17 protein-coding genes are annotated in these 18,950 nt (G+C 67.4%); 5 read left to right on the top strand and 12 right to left on the bottom strand.

The genetic code is table 11. From position 1 onward, the window contains the following. On the bottom strand, positions 1-792 hold the full coding sequence (locus AC3DEZ_RS12960; RefSeq protein WP_488388585.1) for an alpha/beta hydrolase: 792 nt from the start codon (positions 790-792) through the stop codon (positions 1-3). 16 nt (positions 793-808) lie between these two features. Beyond that, positions 809-1,105: a DUF1244 domain-containing protein gene (locus tag AC3DEZ_RS12955; RefSeq protein WP_488388584.1), complete on the bottom strand. Its 297-nt coding sequence runs from the start codon at positions 1,103-1,105 to the stop codon at positions 809-811. Between the two features lie 113 nt (positions 1,106-1,218). On the opposite strand from AC3DEZ_RS12955, the gene folD reads away from it, so the two are divergent. From folD to AC3DEZ_RS12930, 5 genes are all read left to right on the top strand, one after another. Beyond that, positions 1,219-2,085: a bifunctional methylenetetrahydrofolate dehydrogenase/methenyltetrahydrofolate cyclohydrolase FolD gene (gene folD, locus AC3DEZ_RS12950; protein WP_488388583.1), complete on the top strand. Its 867-nt coding sequence runs from the start codon at positions 1,219-1,221 to the stop codon at positions 2,083-2,085. 73 nt (positions 2,086-2,158) lie between these two features. Next, positions 2,159-3,616: an IMP dehydrogenase gene (gene guaB, locus AC3DEZ_RS12945; RefSeq protein ID WP_447102326.1), complete on the top strand. Its 1,458-nt coding sequence runs from the start codon at positions 2,159-2,161 to the stop codon at positions 3,614-3,616. Between the two features lie 8 nt (positions 3,617-3,624). Further along, on the top strand, positions 3,625-4,239 hold the full coding sequence (locus AC3DEZ_RS12940) for a hypothetical protein (protein ID WP_488388582.1): 615 nt from the start codon (positions 3,625-3,627) through the stop codon (positions 4,237-4,239). Continuing rightward, on the top strand, positions 4,236-5,801 hold the full coding sequence (guaA, locus tag AC3DEZ_RS12935) for a glutamine-hydrolyzing GMP synthase (protein WP_488388581.1): 1,566 nt from the start codon (positions 4,236-4,238) through the stop codon (positions 5,799-5,801). Before AC3DEZ_RS12940 ends, guaA begins: the two co-directional genes overlap by 4 nt. Positions 5,802-5,940: 139 nt before the next feature. Continuing rightward, entirely contained in the window at positions 5,941-6,369 is a 429-nt protein-coding gene (locus AC3DEZ_RS12930; protein ID WP_488388580.1) for a YciI family protein, read from the top strand. A gap of 346 nt (positions 6,370-6,715) precedes the next feature. Here the strand turns inward: AC3DEZ_RS12930 and AC3DEZ_RS12925 are convergent, their stop codons facing one another. The 10 genes from AC3DEZ_RS12925 to AC3DEZ_RS12880 all read right to left on the bottom strand — a co-directional run bounded on the left by AC3DEZ_RS12925 (position 6,716) and on the right by AC3DEZ_RS12880 (position 18,927). After that, complete coding sequence (locus AC3DEZ_RS12925; protein ID WP_488388579.1) at positions 6,716-7,354, bottom strand: response regulator transcription factor; 639 nt, start codon at positions 7,352-7,354, stop codon at positions 6,716-6,718. After that, complete coding sequence (locus tag AC3DEZ_RS12920; protein WP_488388578.1) at positions 7,351-8,406, bottom strand: sensor histidine kinase; 1,056 nt, start codon at positions 8,404-8,406, stop codon at positions 7,351-7,353. The genes AC3DEZ_RS12925 and AC3DEZ_RS12920 overlap by 4 nt, the downstream gene beginning before the upstream one ends. A 67-nt stretch (positions 8,407-8,473) precedes the next feature. Continuing rightward, complete coding sequence (locus tag AC3DEZ_RS12915; protein WP_488388577.1) at positions 8,474-9,211, bottom strand: MgtC/SapB family protein; 738 nt, start codon at positions 9,209-9,211, stop codon at positions 8,474-8,476. A gap of 33 nt (positions 9,212-9,244) precedes the next feature. After that, on the bottom strand, positions 9,245-12,004 hold the full coding sequence (mgtA, locus tag AC3DEZ_RS12910) for a magnesium-translocating P-type ATPase (RefSeq protein ID WP_488388576.1): 2,760 nt from the start codon (positions 12,002-12,004) through the stop codon (positions 9,245-9,247). 60 nt (positions 12,005-12,064) lie between these two features. After that, entirely contained in the window at positions 12,065-12,373 is a 309-nt protein-coding gene (locus AC3DEZ_RS12905; RefSeq protein WP_488388575.1) for a hypothetical protein, read from the bottom strand. Next, positions 12,370-12,666, bottom strand: a complete 297-nt coding sequence (locus tag AC3DEZ_RS12900; RefSeq protein ID WP_488388574.1) for a hypothetical protein — start codon at positions 12,664-12,666, stop codon at positions 12,370-12,372. Before AC3DEZ_RS12900 ends, AC3DEZ_RS12905 begins: the two co-directional genes overlap by 4 nt. A 276-nt stretch (positions 12,667-12,942) precedes the next feature. Beyond that, complete coding sequence (locus tag AC3DEZ_RS12895; RefSeq protein WP_488388573.1) at positions 12,943-13,347, bottom strand: hypothetical protein; 405 nt, start codon at positions 13,345-13,347, stop codon at positions 12,943-12,945. A 12-nt stretch (positions 13,348-13,359) separates the two neighbouring features. Continuing rightward, positions 13,360-14,676 carry a TolC family protein gene (locus AC3DEZ_RS12890; RefSeq protein WP_488388572.1) on the bottom strand — a complete coding sequence of 439 codons (1,317 nt, stop codon included), beginning with the start codon at positions 14,674-14,676 and terminating at the stop codon, positions 13,360-13,362. After that, entirely contained in the window at positions 14,673-17,828 is a 3,156-nt protein-coding gene (locus AC3DEZ_RS12885) for an efflux RND transporter permease subunit (RefSeq protein ID WP_488388571.1), read from the bottom strand. Before AC3DEZ_RS12885 ends, AC3DEZ_RS12890 begins: the two co-directional genes overlap by 4 nt. Then, entirely contained in the window at positions 17,821-18,927 is a 1,107-nt protein-coding gene (locus AC3DEZ_RS12880; protein WP_488388570.1) for an efflux RND transporter periplasmic adaptor subunit, read from the bottom strand. Before AC3DEZ_RS12880 ends, AC3DEZ_RS12885 begins: the two co-directional genes overlap by 8 nt. Positions 18,928-18,950 lie beyond the last annotated feature (23 nt).

Here is an 18,950-nt window from a genome sequence, read left to right as displayed (position 1 = left end):
TCAGCGAACCGTCGATTGACGGTCCGCGCGCAGGAACCCGGCCATCGCCGACCAGTAGCGTGGCGACAGGGACAAGTCATCGTGGCCGGCTTCCGGGAAATCGACCACCTGCGGCGGCGTCGGCGCAGCGGCGATCAACCGGTCGGTATGCCGGGGAGGAACCACCGCGTCCCGTCCGGCACGCAGGACCAGCCATTTCCCCCGGTGGGCCCGCAGTCCGCTCGCCGAGTCATAGCGATCGCGAAGCAACCAGCGCACCGGCAGCCAGGGATAGTGGGTGGCGGCGACTTCGGACAGGCTGTCGAACGGCGTGACCAGCACCAGCCGATCGACCGGGCGGTGAGCGGCGACCTGTACGGCCACGCCGCTGCCCAGGCTGCGGCCGACAATTGCGATCCGGCCCTGGGGATGGCGGCGGCGTACCTCGTCGCAGAGGGCCAGCGCATCGGCCACCAGCGTGGTCTGGTCCGGCTCGCCGGGGTTGGGTCCGTATCCGCGATAGGGCAGCAGATAGACGGTCCAGTCCGGCAGGCTGCGATCGAAATCGGCAGCGTTGTCCTGCACGCGTTCGGCGTTGCCGCCGAAGTAGATCAGCGCATCCCGCTGTCGCGGATGCAGTTGCCAGCCACGCAGGGCGAGTCCCTCACGCCGGAGCTCGAAGTTCGTGTCCGCGGCCGTGGTCCGGGTGGCCTGCGGGAAGTAGATGAAATGGCGTTGCTGCACATACATGCCGGCGCACAGTGCCAGCCAGAGCAGCAGGGGCAGGGCGGCGATGGCCAGCCACGGCCACATGCGACGCCTCCGCGCGTCAGCCATGCCGCTTGCGGGCCGTCTCGAAGGCGGCCAGTTGTTCGGGCGTGGCCTCCGGCTGGTGGCGCGCCTTCCACTCCGCGAAAGGCATGCCGTAGATGCGCTCGCGCGCCTGTTCCTTGTCCAGCGGCACGCCCCGTTCGGCGGCAGCTTCGCGATACCAGTCGGCCAGGCAGTTGCGACAGAAGCCGGCGAGGATCATCAGGTCGATGTTCTGCACATCGGGACGCTGCTCGTTCAGGTGCTGGAGCAGGCGGCGGAAGGCGGCGGCTTCGAGGGTGGTGGTGTCGGTCATCGGGGTTCCTGTGACGGCGTTTCCGCGGGGCGGCCGCGCCGCCGCTCACACAGGAAAGCCGGAATCGGGGAGAATGTGCGGACTTTACACCGCTCCGATCCCCTCCGATCCCGATGACTGCCCGAATCCTGGACGGCCGCCGCGTTGCCGAAAACCTGCTTGACGAACTGAAGGCGCGGGTGGACGCGCGCCTGGCCGCGGGCGGGGATCGGCCGGGACTGGCGGTGGTGTTGGTGGGCGGCGACCCCGCGTCCACCGTGTACGTGCGCAACAAGCGCCGGGCGGCGGAGAAGGTCGGCATCCATGCCTACGACTACGATCTGCCGGAGGGCACCGGCGAAGCGCAGTTGCTGACCCTGATCGACCAGTTGAACGCGGACCCGAAGATCCACGGCATCCTGGTGCAGCTGCCGCTGCCGGGTATTCCTGATGCCAGCCGCCTCATCGAACGCATTGATCCGCGCAAGGACGTGGACGGCTTCCATCCGGCCAATGTGGGCCACCTGGCCTTGCGCCAGTTCGGCCTGCGCCCGTGCACGCCGCGCGGCATCACCACGCTGCTGGCCTACACGGACCGGCCGGTGCGCGGCCAGAACGCCACCATCGTGGGCGTCAGCAACCATGTCGGCCGACCCATGGCGCTGGAGCTGCTGATCGCGGGCTGCACGGTGACCAGTTGCCACAAGTTCACCTCTCCGGAGGTGCTGGAAGCGCGGGTCCGCGACGCCGACATCCTGGTGGTGGCGGTGGGACGCCCGGGCCTGATCCCGGGTGCGTGGGTCAAGCCGGGCGCGGTGGTCATCGACGTGGGCATCAACCGGCTGGATGACGGCCGGCTGGTCGGCGATGTCGGTTTCGACGAAGCCGCCGCCCGCGCCAGCTGGATTACCCCGGTACCGGGCGGGGTGGGGCCGATGACCGTGGCCACCTTGATGCAGAACACCCTGGAAGCCGCGGAAGCCGCGCCGGCGGCACGCTGAATCCCGCCAGCCGCTGACATTCGGGGCCGCAACGGGCTACAATATCGCGCTTCCCCACACTCCGGGTCCGCCGATGCTACGCATCCAGGCTGAAGCACTGACTTACGACGACGTCTCGCTCGTCCCCGCCCATTCCACCGTCCTGCCGAAAGACGTGAGCCTGGCGACGCGCCTCACGCGCGACCTCCGGCTGAACCTGCCGATCGTCTCGGCAGCCATGGATACCGTCACCGAAGCCCGCCTGGCCATCGCGATGGCGCAGATGGGTGGCATCGGCATCGTCCACAAGAACCTGACCGTCGAACAGCAGGCCGCGGAAGTGGCCAAGGTCAAGAAGTTCGAGGCCGGTGTCATCAAGGAACCCTTCACGGTCGGTCCCGAAACGACGATCGCGGAAGTGCTGAAGCTGACCCGCGCACGCAACATCTCCGGCGTGCCCGTCGTCGATGGCGGCCAGCTTGTCGGCATCGTCACCAGCCGCGACATGCGCTTCGAGACCAAGCTCGACGACCCGGTCCGCCACATCATGACCAAGAAGGATCGGCTGATCACGGTCCGCGAAGGCGCCAGCGACGCCGAAGTCCTGCAGTTGTTGCACAGGCACCGCATCGAAAAGGTGCTCGTGGTCAACGACGGTTTCGAACTGCGCGGCCTGATCACCGTCAAGGACATCCAGAAGAAGACCGACAACCCCAATGCCGCCAAGGACAGCGCCAGTCGCCTGGTCGTCGGCGCGGCGGTGGGCGTGGGCGGCGACACCGACCAGCGCGTGGAAGCCCTGGTGGCGGCCGGCGTGGACGTGGTCATCGTAGACACCGCGCATGGCCATTCGCAGGGCGTGCTGGAGCGCGTGACCTGGGTCAAGAAGCGCTTCCCGTCACTGCAGGTCATCGGCGGCAACATCGTCACCGGCGACGCCGCGCTGGCGCTGATGGACGCCGGCGCCGACGCGGTCAAGGTCGGCGTGGGGCCCGGCTCCATCTGCACCACCCGCATGGTGGCGGGCGTGGGCGTGCCGCAGGTCACCGCGGTCGACATGGTCGCCGAGGCGTTGCAGGACCGCATTCCACTGATCGCCGACGGTGGCATCCGCTATTCCGGCGACATCGGCAAGGCGATCGCCGCCGGTGCGTCCACGGTGATGATCGGCGGTCTGTTCGCCGGCACCGAGGAGGCCCCGGGCGAGGTCGAACTGTTCCAGGGCCGCAGCTACAAGAGCTATCGCGGCATGGGCAGCCTGGGCGCGATGGAGAAGGGGTCCAAGGACCGCTATTTCCAGGATGCGTCCGACGCCGACAAGCTGGTGCCGGAAGGCATCGAAGGCCGCGTGCCGTACCGCGGCTCTGTCGGCGGCATCATCCATCAACTGGTCGGCGGCCTGCGCGCCACCATGGGCTATGTGGGTTGCGCGACCATCGAGGAGATGCGCAGCAAGCCGAAGTTCGTGGTGATCACCGGCGCCGGCCAGCGCGAGAGCCACGTCCACGACGTGCAGATCACCAAGGAACCGCCGAATTACCGGATGGGGTAGGCGAGGCGATGCGCCGCGCATTCCGCCTCACCATCTGCTGCATGGTGCCGCTGCTTGCGGCATGCGTGCAGACCGGATCACCGCCGCGCGCCGGGTTGCCGGAAGCGGCGGTCTTGCACGCGGAGCTCTTCACCGGTTGCGGCATTGCGTTTGCGCTGCCTTCCGGCTGGCGCATGCGTGAAGTGGAACCGGGACAGCGCTGGCAATTGGACGATGCCGGCGAGCGCGCGCCCGCCGCCAGCGTGCAGTGCCTGCCGGCGCCCGTGTCCGGGCCGGATGCCGTGGAAGTGCTGCGTGAAAGCGGTCCCGTGGATCCCTCCCGCATGCGCCATGACATCGAGGTATGGGAAGCGCGCCAGGGCGATGCCATCGTCGCAATTCCCGCATATCAATTGATTGACGTGCCGGGAACCCAGGTGCGTGAAGTCGCGATGGTGATGTGGCCGCTGGAGCCCGTGGTTTCATCGCAACAGCGTCCCGCCCTGGCCAACGCGTTGATCGCCCTGCGCTGGCACAGCGACCGGCCCCGTCAACTCGAACAACGCAAGGCGTTCATCGCCTCGCTCACGCAGAGCATCCACGCCCCGGGAACTGCGCCCGGCATCAACGGAACCGCCCCATGACCGATCTGCACAGCGACAAAATCCTCATCCTCGATTTCGGCGCGCAGTACACCCAGCTGATCGCCCGCCGCATTCGCGAAATTGGCGTCTACTGCGAAATCTGGGCCTGGGATCATGATCCCGAGGAAATCGCGAAGTTCGGCGCCAAGGGCATCATCCTTTCCGGCGGCCCGGAATCCACCACGCTGCCGGATGCGCCGAAGGCACCGCAGCAGGTGTTCGACGCCGGCCTGCCGATCCTCGGCATCTGCTACGGCATGCAGACCCTGGCCGCACAACTGGGCGGCGCCACCGAAGCCGCCGACGCCCGCGAGTTCGGCCATGCCGAAGTGGAACTGGTGGCGCACGATGCGTTGCTGGGCGGGCTGAGCGACCATGAGGGCGACCCGCGCATCGACGTGTGGATGAGCCACGGCGACCACGTCGCCAAGGCGCCGCCAGGCTGGACGATTACCGCCGTCACCGATCGCATCCCGGTCGCCGCGATGGCGCTGGAAGACAAGCGCTGGTACGGCGTGCAATTCCATCCGGAAGTGACCCACACCAAGCAGGGCCAGACCCTGCTGCGCCGCTTTGTCGCGGAAATCTGCGGCTGCAAGACCCTGTGGACCGCCGCCAACATCATCGACGACCAGATCGCCCGCGTGCGCGAGCAGGTCGGTTCCGACGAGGTCATCCTCGGTCTGTCCGGTGGCGTGGATTCCTCGGTGGTTGCCGCGTTGCTGCACAAGGCGATCGGCGATCAGCTGACCTGCGTGTTCGTGGATACCGGCCTGTTGCGCTGGCAGGAAGGCGACCAGGTGATGGCGATGTTCGCCGAACACATGGGGGTCCGGATCGTGCGGGTCAACGCCGCCGAGCGTTACTTCAAGGCACTGGAAGGTGTCAGCGATCCGGAAGCCAAGCGAAAGATCATCGGCAATCTGTTCGTCGAGATCTTCGAGGAAGAGTCGAACAAGCTGAAGAATGCCAGGTGGCTGGCGCAGGGCACCATCTATCCCGACGTGATCGAGTCGGCCGGCAGCAAGACCGGCAAGGCCCATGTCATCAAGAGCCACCACAACGTCGGGGGCCTGCCCGAGCACATGAAACTGGGCCTGGTGGAGCCGCTGCGCGAGCTGTTCAAGGATGAAGTGCGCCGGCTGGGCGTGGAACTGGGCCTGCCGCGCACGATGGTCTACCGCCATCCGTTCCCGGGTCCGGGGCTGGGCGTGCGGATCCTGGGCGAGGTCAAGGCCGAGTACGCCGACCTGCTGGCGCGCGCGGACGCCATCTTCATCGAAGAACTGCGCAAGGCCGACTGGTACGACAAGGTCAGCCAGGCGTTCGCGGTGTTCCTGCCGGTCAAGTCGGTCGGCGTGGTCGGCGACGCCCGTGCCTACGAATGGGTCATCGCCCTGCGTGCGGTCGAGACCATCGACTTCATGACCGCGCATTGGGCGCACCTGCCGTACGATCTGTTGGGCGTTGTTTCAAACAGAATTATCAATGAGTTGCGTGGTGTTTCTCGTGTCGTTTACGACATCAGCGGGAAGCCGCCCGCCACCATCGAGTGGGAATAAGAAGTCGCACGATAAAAGTTTTTTGAAACAATCATTTGCCGATTGTTCTTAAGAAGCGTTCGAGCAGCGTCGATTGCCGCTTCACCGGTTCGTCGTCCAGATGAGACGCCAATGGGGCGGACTCCATCAGGAGACAGACATGCGCGTACTGGTTTTCGTGAAAGCCATCGAGGGTGGCGACAAGATCGGCGATCCCACCCCGGAGGCGCTGGAAGCCTTCGCGGCGATGGATCGGTTCACCGAGGAACTGGTCCAGGCCGGCATCTTCGTGGCTGCAGCCGGCCTCAAGAACAATACCGAGGCCAAGCGTCTCAGTTACGACGGCGCCCACCTGACGGTCACCGACGGGCCGTTCGCCGAAACCAAGGAACTGATCGCCGGCTTCTCGATCTGGGAGGTCAAGGACATCGACGAGGCGATGGCCTGGGCCAGGCGCGCACCGATGTCGGGCCCGAGCGAGGTGGAAATCCGGCCGTTCTACGAGGCCGCGGATCTAGCCGAATTCGTGAGCCCCGAGGAACTCGCTGCGCCCCGCGAGGGAGAACGCGGGAAGCTGGGCGTCGCCTGATGCCGCCGGCACGTCGCGCGTCTTGACGAAGACCGGGGCGGTGGCTTCCGCCGCCCATCGTCTGTTCGTGTGGAACGAATTCGTTCCTCGGAAGTTGAAAGAAGGCGGAGCGGTTCCCGCGGACGGACCCGGTACCCGCGCGAGCCGTGATGCCTGCGGGTGTCGGGGCTCAACCCGACTCGGGCTCATCGTCGAGTGAGGCGGGAAAGTCGAGCACGGACGCATGGCGATGAGCGCGGACGCTGGAAGTCGCGATGTGCCTCAATGCCTGCGGCCGGTCCGGGCGGGCAATGGCGGTCCGGCAACCACGTGGATGCGGCAGCGCGGGATTCTCGGAAGTGAATCGCTACGACGCCTGCAGGCGGTCGTACATCCGTACGAGATCGACCAGCGTTCTCGCCTGCATCTTGCGCATGACCTGGGCGCGGCGGACCTTCACGGTGATCTCGCTGACCCCGAGGTCCGCGGCGATCTGCTTGTTGAGCCGTCCGCGCACCACGCCCTGGACCACGGCCCGCTCGCCGGCATTGAGCGAGGCCCAGCGCTGGCGCAGCTCGTCGATGGCGCCTTCTTCCCGGCGGCGCTGCCGATCCCGTTCGATGCCCTGCTGGATCGCATCCAGCAGATCCTGATCGCGGAATGGCTTGGTGAGAAACTCAACGGCGCCGTTCTTCATCGCTTCCACGCCCATGGCGATATCGCCGTGGCCGGTGATGAAGATAACAGGCAGATGGATGTCCAGCTCCCCCATCTGCCTATGGAAATCCATCCCGCTCCGGCCCGGCATGCGCACGTCCAGGATCAGGCAGCCCGGGACATCCTCGCGCGGGGCGGCAAGGAACTCGCTGACCGAACCAAAAGCGCGCACGCGCAGACCAACGGACGCCAGCAGATCCTCCAGCGCCGCGCGCACGGAACGATCGTCGTCGATCAGGTGGACGAGCGGGGCGGGTTCGGTGGGCGTGGCGGAACGTCGCTGGTTCATGCGGAGGCTCCCGGTACCACGGGCAGTTCGAACTGGAAGATCGCGCCGCCTTCGGCGTGGTTGCGCGCCTGGATCCGGCCGCCGTTGGCCTCGATGATGCTGCGGCTGATGCTCAGGCCCAGGCCGAGACCATCGGCCTTGGTGGTCCAGAACGCCTCGAAAATCTGATCGGCCGCCGCGAAGGGCAGGCCGCCGCCGGTATCGGAAACGCTGACAAGCACATGGCCGGCAGCGCCGCGCGCGGTCGCGAGACCCAGGGTGCGCGGTCCGTCGGGCATTCCCGACATTGCCTCCACCGCGTTCAGCACCAGATTGCCCAGTACCTGTTGTACCTGCACGCGGTCGGCGAACACCGGTGGCAAGTCGTCGGCCAGATCGAGGGTGATGTCCACCTCATGGCGCTCCAGCTCGGCGCGCGAGAGCGAGAGGATCTCCTCGATGGCCGGATTGATCGCGAATGCCTGTGGTTGCAGCGATTGGCCGCGGGTCATGCCGCGGATGCGGACGATGACCTCGCTGGCGCGCTGGGCGTCGCCCAGCATGCGCTCGACCGCCTGCTGCGCCTTGTCCACATTGGGAGGCGCCTGTGCGAGCCAGCGTTGGCAGGCGTTGCCGCTGGTGACGATCGCGGCGAGCGGCTGGTTGACCTCGTGGGCGATGGACGCGGTCAACTCGCCCAGGGTGGAAGCGCGCGCCACCCGCAGCAGCTGGGCCTGCGCTTCCTGCGCGGTGGCGCGGGCGGCTTCCATCTTCAGCGCCAGGTACGTTGTGACCACGATGGTCACGATGCCGATGGCGGAATTGATCAGGCCCACCCGGTAGCTGCCGAACCCGGTCAGGGCGAAACTGAGGATGGTAAGCCCGATGCAGGCGCCGGCCAGCAACATCAGCTGGCCGGCCGACAACCGGTGGGCGACCGCCAGGATGACCACGGTATAGAAACCGGCGGCGGCCACGGCGTAGTCGGTGGAGGTATCGGCGATGAAGATGGCCGCCATGATCGCCAGGGCGATGGCGATGCTGAGGCTCAGGCGGGAGGAGGGGGCGCGCATGATCCTAGGTGTCAGTGTCCCGGAGGCGACGCAGGATAGCACCGCCCCGCAGGCGCCGAGGCGGGATTCATTCCTCGGCGCTGGCGTTCCAGAAGGCTTGTGATACGCCGGGCAAACGTGAAAGCGTGGCCATCACCGCATCCAGTTCGTCCGCCTCGACCGCGGTCGCATACAGGACCGCTTCGAGTTCGACTTCATCGGTGCCGAAGGGCTGCTGTTCGAGCGAACGGATCGGATAGTGCGCGTCCTCCAGCAGATCGGTGGTCCGCTGCAGTACGCCGGCCTGCGCCGCCCGCTCGCAGATCACGTGGATGGCATAGATCGCTTCGCTGAACTCCTCCTGCAACGGGCGGCGATTGATGCGATTGACCACCGGTCGCAGCACGGTGTTGGCGATGAGCACGAACAGCGCGGCCATGGCCGCTTCCGGCAGCAACTTGGCGCCCGCGCAGGCGCCGACCGCTGCAGAACCCCAGAGGGTGGCCGCGGTATTGAGGCCGGATACCTGCGCGCCTTCCTTCATGATCGCGCCCGCGCCGAGGAAGCCGATGCCGGAAATGACGTAGGCCACCACCTGCAAAGGGCCCGGCGTGCCGCCATGCAGGGCATGGAAACGCACGGCCAGATCCACGAACACGGCCGCGCCCACCGCGACCAGGGTGTTGGTGCGCAGCCCCGCGGTGCGCTGCCGCACCTGGCGCTCGAAGCCGATCAGCGAGCCCAGCAGGAATGCCGTCGCCAGACTGATCAGCGAGCTCAGGGTGGCCCCCGGGTCGAACGGGGGCAGATTCAGGTCCAGATTCATGGGGGCTTCCTCGCGGACGATGTTCGCGCCCGCTCATTGCCAGCCGAAGCGGTGGATGTAGAAACGTTTCAGCAGCGTGGTCAGGATCGCGTAGCCCAGCAGGATCGCCACCAGGAACGGCCAGTAGCCCGTGGGCAGGGCCTGCAACTTGAAGTAGCCGGCCAACGGACTCATGGGCAGCAGCACGCCGATGAGCATGATCACGCCGGTCATCACCAGCAGCGGCGGCGCGGCCAGGCTCTGCACGAACGGCAGGCGCGGCGTGCGGATCATGTGCACGATGAGGGTCTGGGTGAGCAGGCCGACCACGAACCAGCCGGACTGGAACAGCCCCTGTTCGGCCACCGTGTCGGCGCCGAATACGTACCACATGACCACGAAACAGGTGATGTCGAAGATCGAGCTGATCGGGCCGAAGAAGACCATGAAGCGACCGATGTCCGCCGGGTTCCACTTCAGCGGGCGTCGCACCAGTTCCTCGTCCACGTTGTCGAACGGAATGGCGATCTGCGACACGTCGTACAGCAGGTTCTGCACCAGCAGTTGCAGCGGCAGCATCGGCAGGAACGGCAGGAACGCCGAGGCCACCAGCACCGAGAACACGTTGCCGAAGTTGGAGCTGGCGGTCATGCGGATGTACTTGAGCATGTTGCAGAAGGTGCGGCGGCCCTGGACCACGCCTTCCTCCAGCACCATCAGGCTCTTCTCCAGCAGGATGATGTCGGCCGCTTCCTTGGCGATGTCGACCGCGCCATCCACGCTGATGCCGATGTCCGCCGCGCGCAGGGCGGGGGCGTCGTTGATGCCGTCACCGAGGAAGCCGACCACCTTGCCCTGCGCGCGCAGGGCGCGCACCAGGCGCTCCTTGTGCAGCGGGTTGAGTCGCGCGAACACGCGATAGTGTTCGACGGCGCTGGCGAGCGCGGCATCGGTCATCCGATCCAGTTGCGGACCGGTGATGACCGCGTCGCCCTCCAGACCGACCTGCGAACACACCCGCGCCGCGACCAGTTCGTTGTCGCCGGTCAGGACCTTGACCTCCACGCCGTGGTCGGCGAGCGCCCGCAGCGCGGGCGCCGCCGATTCCTTGGGCGGATCGAGGAAAGCGACGTAGCCGACCAGGGTCAGATCGCATTCGTCCACGATGGAGTAGGCGTCGCGGGCGGGCGGGGTCTCCTTCATCGCCACCGCGACCACCCGCAGGCCTTCCTCGTTGAGTTCCTGGGTGACCCGACGGACGCGCGCCAGCATGCGCGCATCCAGCGGCACGACGGTGTCGCCGTCGCGAACCCGGGTGCAGACCGCGAGCATTTCCTCCACCGCGCCCTTGCAGATCAGTTCGTGGTGATCCTCGCGCTCGGACACCACCACCGACATGCGCCGGCGCTCGAAATCGAATGGAATCTCGTCGACCTTCCGATAGTCCTGGGCGAGTCGCAATTCGGTCTGGAGTTCCACGTGTTCCAGCACCGCACGGTCCAGAAGATTCTTCAGCCCGGTCTGGTAGTGGCTGTTGAGATAGGCGAACTTGAGCACGTCCTCCGAATCGTGGCCGAACACATCGGTATGCCGCTCCAGCGCAATCCGGTCCTGGGTCAGGGTGCCGGTCTTGTCGGTGCACAGCACTTCCATCGCGCCGAAGTTCTGGATCGCGTCCAGCCGCTTGACGATGACCTTCCGGCGCGCCAGCAGCACCGCGCCCTTGGCCAGGGTGGAGGTGACGATCATCGGCAGCATTTCCGGGGTCAGTCCGACCGCGACCGACAGCGCGAACAGGAATGCTTCCATCCAGTCGCCCTTGGTGAAGCCGTTGATCAGCAGCACGAAGGGCACCATCACCAGCGCGAAGCGGATCAGCAGCCAGCTGACACTGTTGACGCCCGCCTGGAACGCCGTGGGCGCGTGATCGCCGGCGGTGACCCGATGGGCGACGGCGCCGAAGCAGGTCTCCTGGCCGGTTGCCGCCACGAGTGCGGTGGCGGTGCCGGAGACGACATTCGTGCCCATGAACAGCAGGTTGTTCTGTTCGAGCGCGCCGCCCTCGTCCCGGCTGGTTTCGGCGAACTTCTCCACCGGCAGCGATTCGCCGGTCATCGCCGCCTGGGCGACGAACAGATCCTTGGCCGCCAGGACGCGGCAATCGGCGGGAATCATGTCGCCGGCCGACAGCACGATGTGGTCGCCCGGGACCAGATCGCGGATCGGCACTTCCTGCCGGCTCGGCGGACGGCGCGAATGCAGGTGCGTGCCGAAGTAGCGCTCGGCGACGTCGGCGGCCTCGGTGCCCAGGTCTCGCCGGATCACGGTCGCGGTGTTGCCGACCAATGCCTTCAGGCGCTCGGCCGCGCGATTGGAGCGCCCTTCCTGGACGAACCGGATCAGCGTGGACAGCAGCACCATGGTACCGATGACGACGGTCGCCTTCGCATCCTCGGTGAGGTAGGACACGGCAGCCAGCACGGTCAGCAGCAGGTTGAAGGGATTGCGGTAGCACTGCCACAGATGGCGCCACCAGGGCAGCGGCTTCTCGTGATCGACTTCATTGGGACCAAAGCGCGTCCGGCGCTCCGCGGCTTCGGCCATGCTCAGGCCGTCCTCGTGCGATTGCAGGCGCGCCAGCGCGGCGGCCACGTCGTCCCGCGCCGTCTGCAGCAGGGTGCGGGACGGAAGGACGGCAGTCGCGCGCGCATCGGCGCGCCCGAAGCCGGCCCCGGGCATGGCGCGACGGCCGAACAGGCCGGCGGCGCGGCGGCTGTGCAGAAAGGTATCGAACCAGGTCTTGAGCAGGTTCATGGAAAACTCCTGGATGGGCGGCGCGCGGAGGTGCGCCGGGAGTCCGCGGGGACGCGGAACTCAGGCAAAGGGGGCGAAGGCGTCGGCGGTGGTGGGCACGACTTCCCAGCGCAGCGAACGCACGCCGGGGTGCTGGTTCAGCCGGCGGACCAGGCGGGCAACCTGGAGCCGGGCATGGTGCGGCGCGCTGATGCCGAACACCGTGTGACCATGGCGGCGATGCACGAACAGCAGACGCAGATCGGTGCCGCTGGCGGCGCGCACCCGGGCGACCACGGTGTCCGCGAGGCCCGCGTCCACGCGCAGGCTCAGGCGGAAGTAGGGATGGCGCGTGCCGGTCTCCGCCGCGCGGAACGACAGGGCCATCATGCGGAGTACCGCGACTGCAGGGGGGAGGGAGCAGCGTCGGCGCGCGGCGTCCGTGTGCGATACAGCGGCTGCACATGGCGCCGCACGCCGGTGGGCAGGTGGGGCAGGACGCGCAGGCGATCCGGCATCGAAAGCAGCGACAGGATGTCGGCGGCCACGCGCGGTGAGCAGGAAGACAGCGCGATGGCGAAATCGGGCGCGCCGCGTTCGCGAAGCAGCCGGTGCAGCGCGGTGACGTCCCGTGCCAGGACACTGGCGCGGATGGCGGGATAAAGGGGGGACTGGCGAATCATGGGGAAAAGGCCTGCGAGGGGCGCCCGCGAGGCTCCCCGGCGATCAGGTGTCGGAGGGAGGCGGCGAGGGCACCGGGATGGAAAGGCGGAATGCGGGAAGAACGCGCAACGGGACGCGTCGACCAGGGTCGGGATCCATGGATGTTCCTGATTGCGGGAAAACCGGGGATGCATCGGCCTGCGATGCCGTGCGCGATGCGTGGGATGGATTATTCGCGTCGCATGCGTCGGCGCCTAGCCTCTCGTGGTGTGCCGCGGATATACCCGGGTATAGGTTCAATCCAGGAGATCGCGACATTCCCGCGTCCGCGGCGAGGGCCGGGACAACGGCGCGCATTCCCGCCCACCGGCCCGCGCCGCCTCGCCCAGGGTTTCCAGCCGCGCCACCACCAGGCAGGGCAGCGGCAAGTGGGTCAGCAGCAAACGCATGAGCCGTTGCGCGAGTTCCGGCGAGCCCGGGAACTCGCCGCTCAGCTGGTAGCGGCACGGAGAGGCCAGGATGGGCTCCTGGCGTATTGAATCCAGCGGAACGCGAAGGTCGTGGATGGCTCGCCCGATCAGCTTGCGGACCTGTCGTACCGCTTCGGCGGTGACGATCACGGTGAGCCGATGATGCAGGACCGTCGACGCCGATTGCGGCACTGGTGACGACATGACGGCGGGATCGGAACGTGGATGCATGGCCGGCGTTCCTCACAACCGCGGACGCTGGCCGATGGCAAGTTGCAGGACGACGGTGGCCATCGCCAGATCATGTTCGGCCTGCAGATAGTCGAGCCGGGTTTCGTCGGCGGAACGCTGGGCATCCAGCAGTTCCAGCAGCGAAGAGGCGCCGTTGCGGTAGGAAAGACGGACGCCGTCCAGCGCCCGCTGGGCATCGTCGAGCACGCCGTTTCGATAGCGGGCGACGTTCTCGCGCGCGGCCAGGAAACGGCGATGGGCGGAGCGCACCTCGGTGTCGGCCACCCGTTCGGCCTGGCGCAGCGCCAGCGCGGCCTGCGCGCGTTCGGCATCCGCCTGCACCAGATCGCCGCGGTTGCGGCGCGAAAGCGGAATGGGGATGCTGATCGAGACGGTGAGCTCCCGTGACTTCGGAGTCGCATCCACGACGCCGCCATCCTCGTCCAGCCCGGCCGGATAACCACGCGTGGACGACACGCCCACCGAAAGCGTCGGATCGAGCCAGCGGTTTGCGCGGACCAGACCGGCGTTGTCGTCGCTGCGTTGCAGTTCTGCGCGCGCCATTTGGATTTCATCGCGCGCCTGCATCGCCGCCGGCAGCAGTTCGGCAAGATTCTCGCCGCCGGCGAATGGCGCGAATGCGCAGTCGTAGCCGCGATCACCGAACACTTCGACGGCGTCGCTTCCCAGCGGAACCGACAGCGCGAGCCGTGCCGCCTCCGCCTCCGCCCTGGCCTGGATCACTTCGGCCTGGAAGCGATTTCGTTCGAGCCGCGACTGCAACAATTCGACGCCACCGATATCGCCAAGCCGGTGGCGCGTCTGGTTGGCACGCACGGTACCGTCCAGCGCGGCCAGGGTCTGTTCCTTGCGTTCGAGGACGGCGTGGCTGTGGCAGGCATCGGCGAAGGCCGAAGCGGCATCGGAATAGACCTGATGCAGCACCGTCCGCTGGTTCGCGCTGGCGACGGCCAGTTCACTGCGGGCCAGGCGCAATCGGGCGCCGCGCTTGCCGCCGGTCTCCAGGGTCCAGCTGACGGTGGGACCCCGGCTGACCGGGCGCGGATGATGGGCGCGGACCTGCTCGCGGCTGGCCTCCCAGGTGAACTCGGGATCCGGCCGCAGGCCGGCGATGCCGATGCCGGCGCGGGCGGCGGTCAGGGCTTCACGCTGGCCGGCCAGTTCAAGATTGCGCTGTTCCACCATATCCAGGTACTCCTGGAAGCGGAGCGACGGAGTCGCGCCGGCGAGATGGGGCGCCAGCAGGCAGCCGGCTGCGCAATGCGCCAGCCATCGGCGGGGAAGCCGGAAGCGCGAGGGGGATTTCATGCGGATGCCTCCGGCGAACGGGTAGCGGGGGATGGGGAAGTGCGGTTGCGCGCCGTCCGGTTCTCGAAGCGGGACTTCTCGAAGCGAGATTTCTCGAAGCGCGATTCGAGCCAGTAGTACAGTCCGGGCAACAACAGCAGGGTGAGCGCGGTGGCGCTGGCCAGGCCACACACCACCACGGTCGCCAACGGGCGCTGGACGTCGCTGCCCAGTCCGGTCGCCAGCATGGCCGGGAACAGACCGAACGCGGCCACGCTGGCGGTCATCAGCACCGGGCGCATCCGGCTCAGCGCGCCTTCGCGCACCGCTTCGCGCAGGGCAAGTCCTTCTTCGCGCCGCAGCCGGTTGATCTGCGCGACCATCAGCACGCCGCCCAGGACCGCCACGCCGAACAGGGCGATGAAACCGACCGCGCTGGAGACATTGAGGGTCATTCCGCGCAGATGCAGGCCGGCGAAGCCGCCGATCATCGCGAGCGGAACCACGCCCAGCACCAGCAGCGGCTGGCGCAGGTTGCCGAACTCGGCGAACAGGAGCAGCAGCATGATGCCCAGCGTCAACGGTAGGATCATCATCAGCCGCGCTTCCGCACGCTGCAGGTTCTCGAACTGGCCGCCCCATTCGATGCGGAAGCGTCGCGGATCGAACTTCACTTCGCGCTCGACCGCCGGGCGTGCTTCGGCGAGAAAGCTGGCCAGATCGCGACCACGCGTATTGAGCCGCACGATGATGTGGCGTTCGCCCATCTCGCGCACGATCACGCTCTCGCCGGAGGTGGTGGAAATGGCCGCGACATCGGCCAAGGGAATCCTGGCCCCATTGGAGGCGGTCAGCCGCAGATCGGCGATGGCCTGCGGATTGGCGCGCGCCTCGGGCGTGAAGCGCACGGTCATGTCGTAACTGCGTTCGCCGATGTAGATCTGGCCTATGCCGGCGCCACCGATGCCGGTGGCGACCAGTTGCGCGACCTCGGCGGCATTGATGCCATGGCGCGCGGCGGCCGCGCGGTCCAGTTCGATGCGCAGGTTGGGCAGCGGCGGCTCGACGTCGACGGCGACGTCGGCCGCGCCGGGCAGCTTGCGCAGCGTGGTTGCCACCCCGGTGGCGATGCGCCGGGCCTCGTCCAGATCCTGGCCGAAGACTTTGACCACCAGATCGCTGTGCGCACCGGACAGCTTGTCCTGCACGCCATCGATCATCGGCTGCATGAATCCCACCGAGTAGCCGGGCATGCGGGCGTAGCGCTCGCCCAGCCTGCGGATCAGTTCCTGCTTGTCGATGCCGGATTTCCAACTGCCGTAAGGGTGCAGTCCGACGCTGGCCTCGATGTGCGAAGGCGTCCAGTAGTCGGTGCCGTCGTCGTTGCGTCCGGTCTGGGTCACCACGTGGGAGACTTCCGGAAACTCCAGGGTCGCGGCGCGCAGTTCGTCGGCCATCGCGGCGGCCTTGTCCAGGGTGATGCCCGGCGGCATCTGCACCTGCAGCCAGATCGAACCCTCGTCGAGATAAGGCAGGAAGTCGCGGCCGATGCTGCCGGCCAGCAGGCCCAGCACCAGCAATGCGGTCAGGGTGCCGCCAGCCAGCCAGCGGCGGCGGCCGAGGCTGCGTTGCAGGAAGCCGTCATAACGGCGGCCCAGCCAGGCGAGGGCGGGATTGTGGAACACCTTGCGTGGGCGCCGGAACGCCAGCCAGGCCAGCGCCGGGGTCAGTGTCAGCGCCACCAACAGCGCGGCCACCAGCGCGCCGCCGATCGCCCAGGCCATCGGCGAGAACAGCTTGTATTCGATGCGCTCGAACGCGAACAGCGGCAGGTAGGCGGCAGCGATCACGCTCATGCCGAAGAAGATCGGACGGGCGACCTGCAATGTCGCGGCGATGGCGTCATGCGGGGACAGCGGGCGTTGTTCGCGGGCCTCGCGCCTGCGCAGGATGTTCTCCACCACCACCACCGCGCCATCGACCAGGATGCCGAAGTCGATCGCGCCGAGCGAAAGCAGGTTGGCCGGGATCCGGAAGTGATGCATGAAGGCGAAGGCCAGCAGCAGCGCCAGCGGGATGGTGAGGGCCACGATCAGCGCCGCGCGCGGGCTGCCCAGGAACAGCAGCAGCACCAGCGAGACCACCAGCAATCCCTCGGCCAGGGTCTTGCCGACCGTATGCGTGGTCTGCTCGATCAGCGTGCTGCGATCCAGGTAGGGAACCAGCTTCACGTCGGCCGGCAGCAGGTTCGCATTGAGGTCGCGTACCGCCTCGTGGATCCCGTCCAGCGCCACGGACGGATTGGTTTGCTTGAGCAGCAGCACGATGCCGGAGACGGTATCCGGATTGGCGTTCTTGCCCAGGACGCCACGGCGCTCGACGTTGCCATAGGTCAGGCGGCCGAGATCCTTGACCAGCACCGGGATGCCATTGACGCTCTTGACCACCACGTTGCCCATGTCGTCGAGGGAGCGCAGCAGGCCGACGCCGCGCACGACGTAGGAAATCTCGCCGCGATCGACCGCGCTGCCGCCACCGCTTTCGTTGTTGGCGTTGATCGCATCGACGACGTCGCCCAGGGTCAGCCCGTACTGGGTCAGCCGGTCGGGTTCCAGTTCCAGCATGAACTGGGTGGTCAGGCCGCCGAAGTTGGTCACGTCGGCCACGCCCGTCGCCTTGCGCAGGCGTGGAATGACGGTCCAGAACTGCAGTTCGGACAGTTCGCGCAGGCTGCGGGTGGGGCTTTCCAGGGTGTAGCGGTAGATCTCTCCGGTGGGCGAGGTGTAGGGATCCAGGCCCGCCGCGGCGCCATAGGGCAGATCGACTTCGTCGAGCCGCTCCTGCAGGCGCTGGCGCGACCAGTAGCCATCTACACCGTCCTGGAACACCACCGTGATCAGCGACAGACCGAACAGACTGCGGGTCCGCAGTACGTGCATGCCCGGCGTGCCGAGCAGGGCGCGTTCCAGTGGAATGGTGATCTGCTGTTCGATTTCCTCGGCGGCCAGGCCGGGAACCTGGGTGACGATCTGAGAGGTGGTATCGGCGATGTCCGGATAGGCTTCCACGGGCAGCTGTTTCCAGCAGAACAACCCGTACAGCGCGGCGAAGGCGAACACCAGCCAGACGATTCCGCGTCGGCGGAAACAGGTGTTGACGATGCGGTCAATCATTGAGCAGCACCCCGTTGCGGGTAACGATGCGTTCGCCGGGCTTGAGGCCGGAGACGATCTCGATGCGTTCGCCCTGCTGGAAGCCGGTCGTCACCGTGCGTGGCTCGAACCGGAACGGTGCGCGCTCTACGAAGACGCGCGCGTTCATGCCGTCCTGCAACACCGCCGAGGCGGGCACCATCAGCGCCGATTCCGCACGCCCCTGCAGGACCATCCGCCCGAACATGCCTGGACGGAAACGGCCATCGGCGTTGGCCAGTGCCACCCGTACCCGGACGCTGCGGGTCTCCGGATCCAGCATTTCGTCGATGTAGCGCACGTGTCCCGGAATGGGCTGCCCGGGAAGTGCGTCCAGGACGATGCTGGCGGGCTGGCCGACGAACAGTTGGCCGGCGTCGCGTTCGGGCACGCTGGCGGTCATCCACACGGTCGAAAGATCGGCGACCGCCATCACCGCCGCGTTGATGTCGTTCCAGTAGCCGCCCTGTGCTCCCAGCATTTCCACCACGCGGCCACCGATCGGCGAGCGCAGTACATAGGCGCGGCCCGTGCCCCGGGCTGCGCCCAACTGGGCCAACTGCGCGGTGGCCGCGCGGGCATCGGCTTCGGCGCTGACCAGGGTGAGCCGCGCGGCCTCGAAGTCCTTGCGCGCGCCCACATCCGCATCGAACAACTGGCGCTCGCGTTCAAGGTCGCGCCTTGCCTGGGCGGCGGTGGCGATCGCCTTGGCATGTTCGGCGCGCGCACCGGCCGCTTCGGCGGAATCGAGGGTGAACAGCGCGTCGCCCGCGCGTACCCGATCGCCCAGGACTTTGTGGATCTTCACCACCCGCCCGGGCACCGGGGGCGTGATGCTGACCCGTTTCTCAGGCGCGGCCTCGATGGCGCCCGGCGCGCCCAGTGGCCGGGCGATCTCGGAGACCGTCGCAATGGTGATCTGGAGGCGTTCGCGCAACGGCGAGGACGGCGGCACCTCGACGACGCCGCCGTCATGGCGAAGCGGCGCGCCGCCATCGGCAGTGGAGGCCGGGGAGAGACCGCAGGCGGTCAGGATCGCGCATGACATCAGCGCGATGGTGGCTAGGTTCCTGTGGGACATGAGAGTCTCTTCGGGAGATGTGG

It is taken from the genome of Pseudoxanthomonas sp. 134C1 (assembly GCF_057773065.1).
The sequence above is the reverse complement of the archived record's forward strand: the minus strand, read 5'-3'. Positions and strand labels throughout refer to the sequence as shown.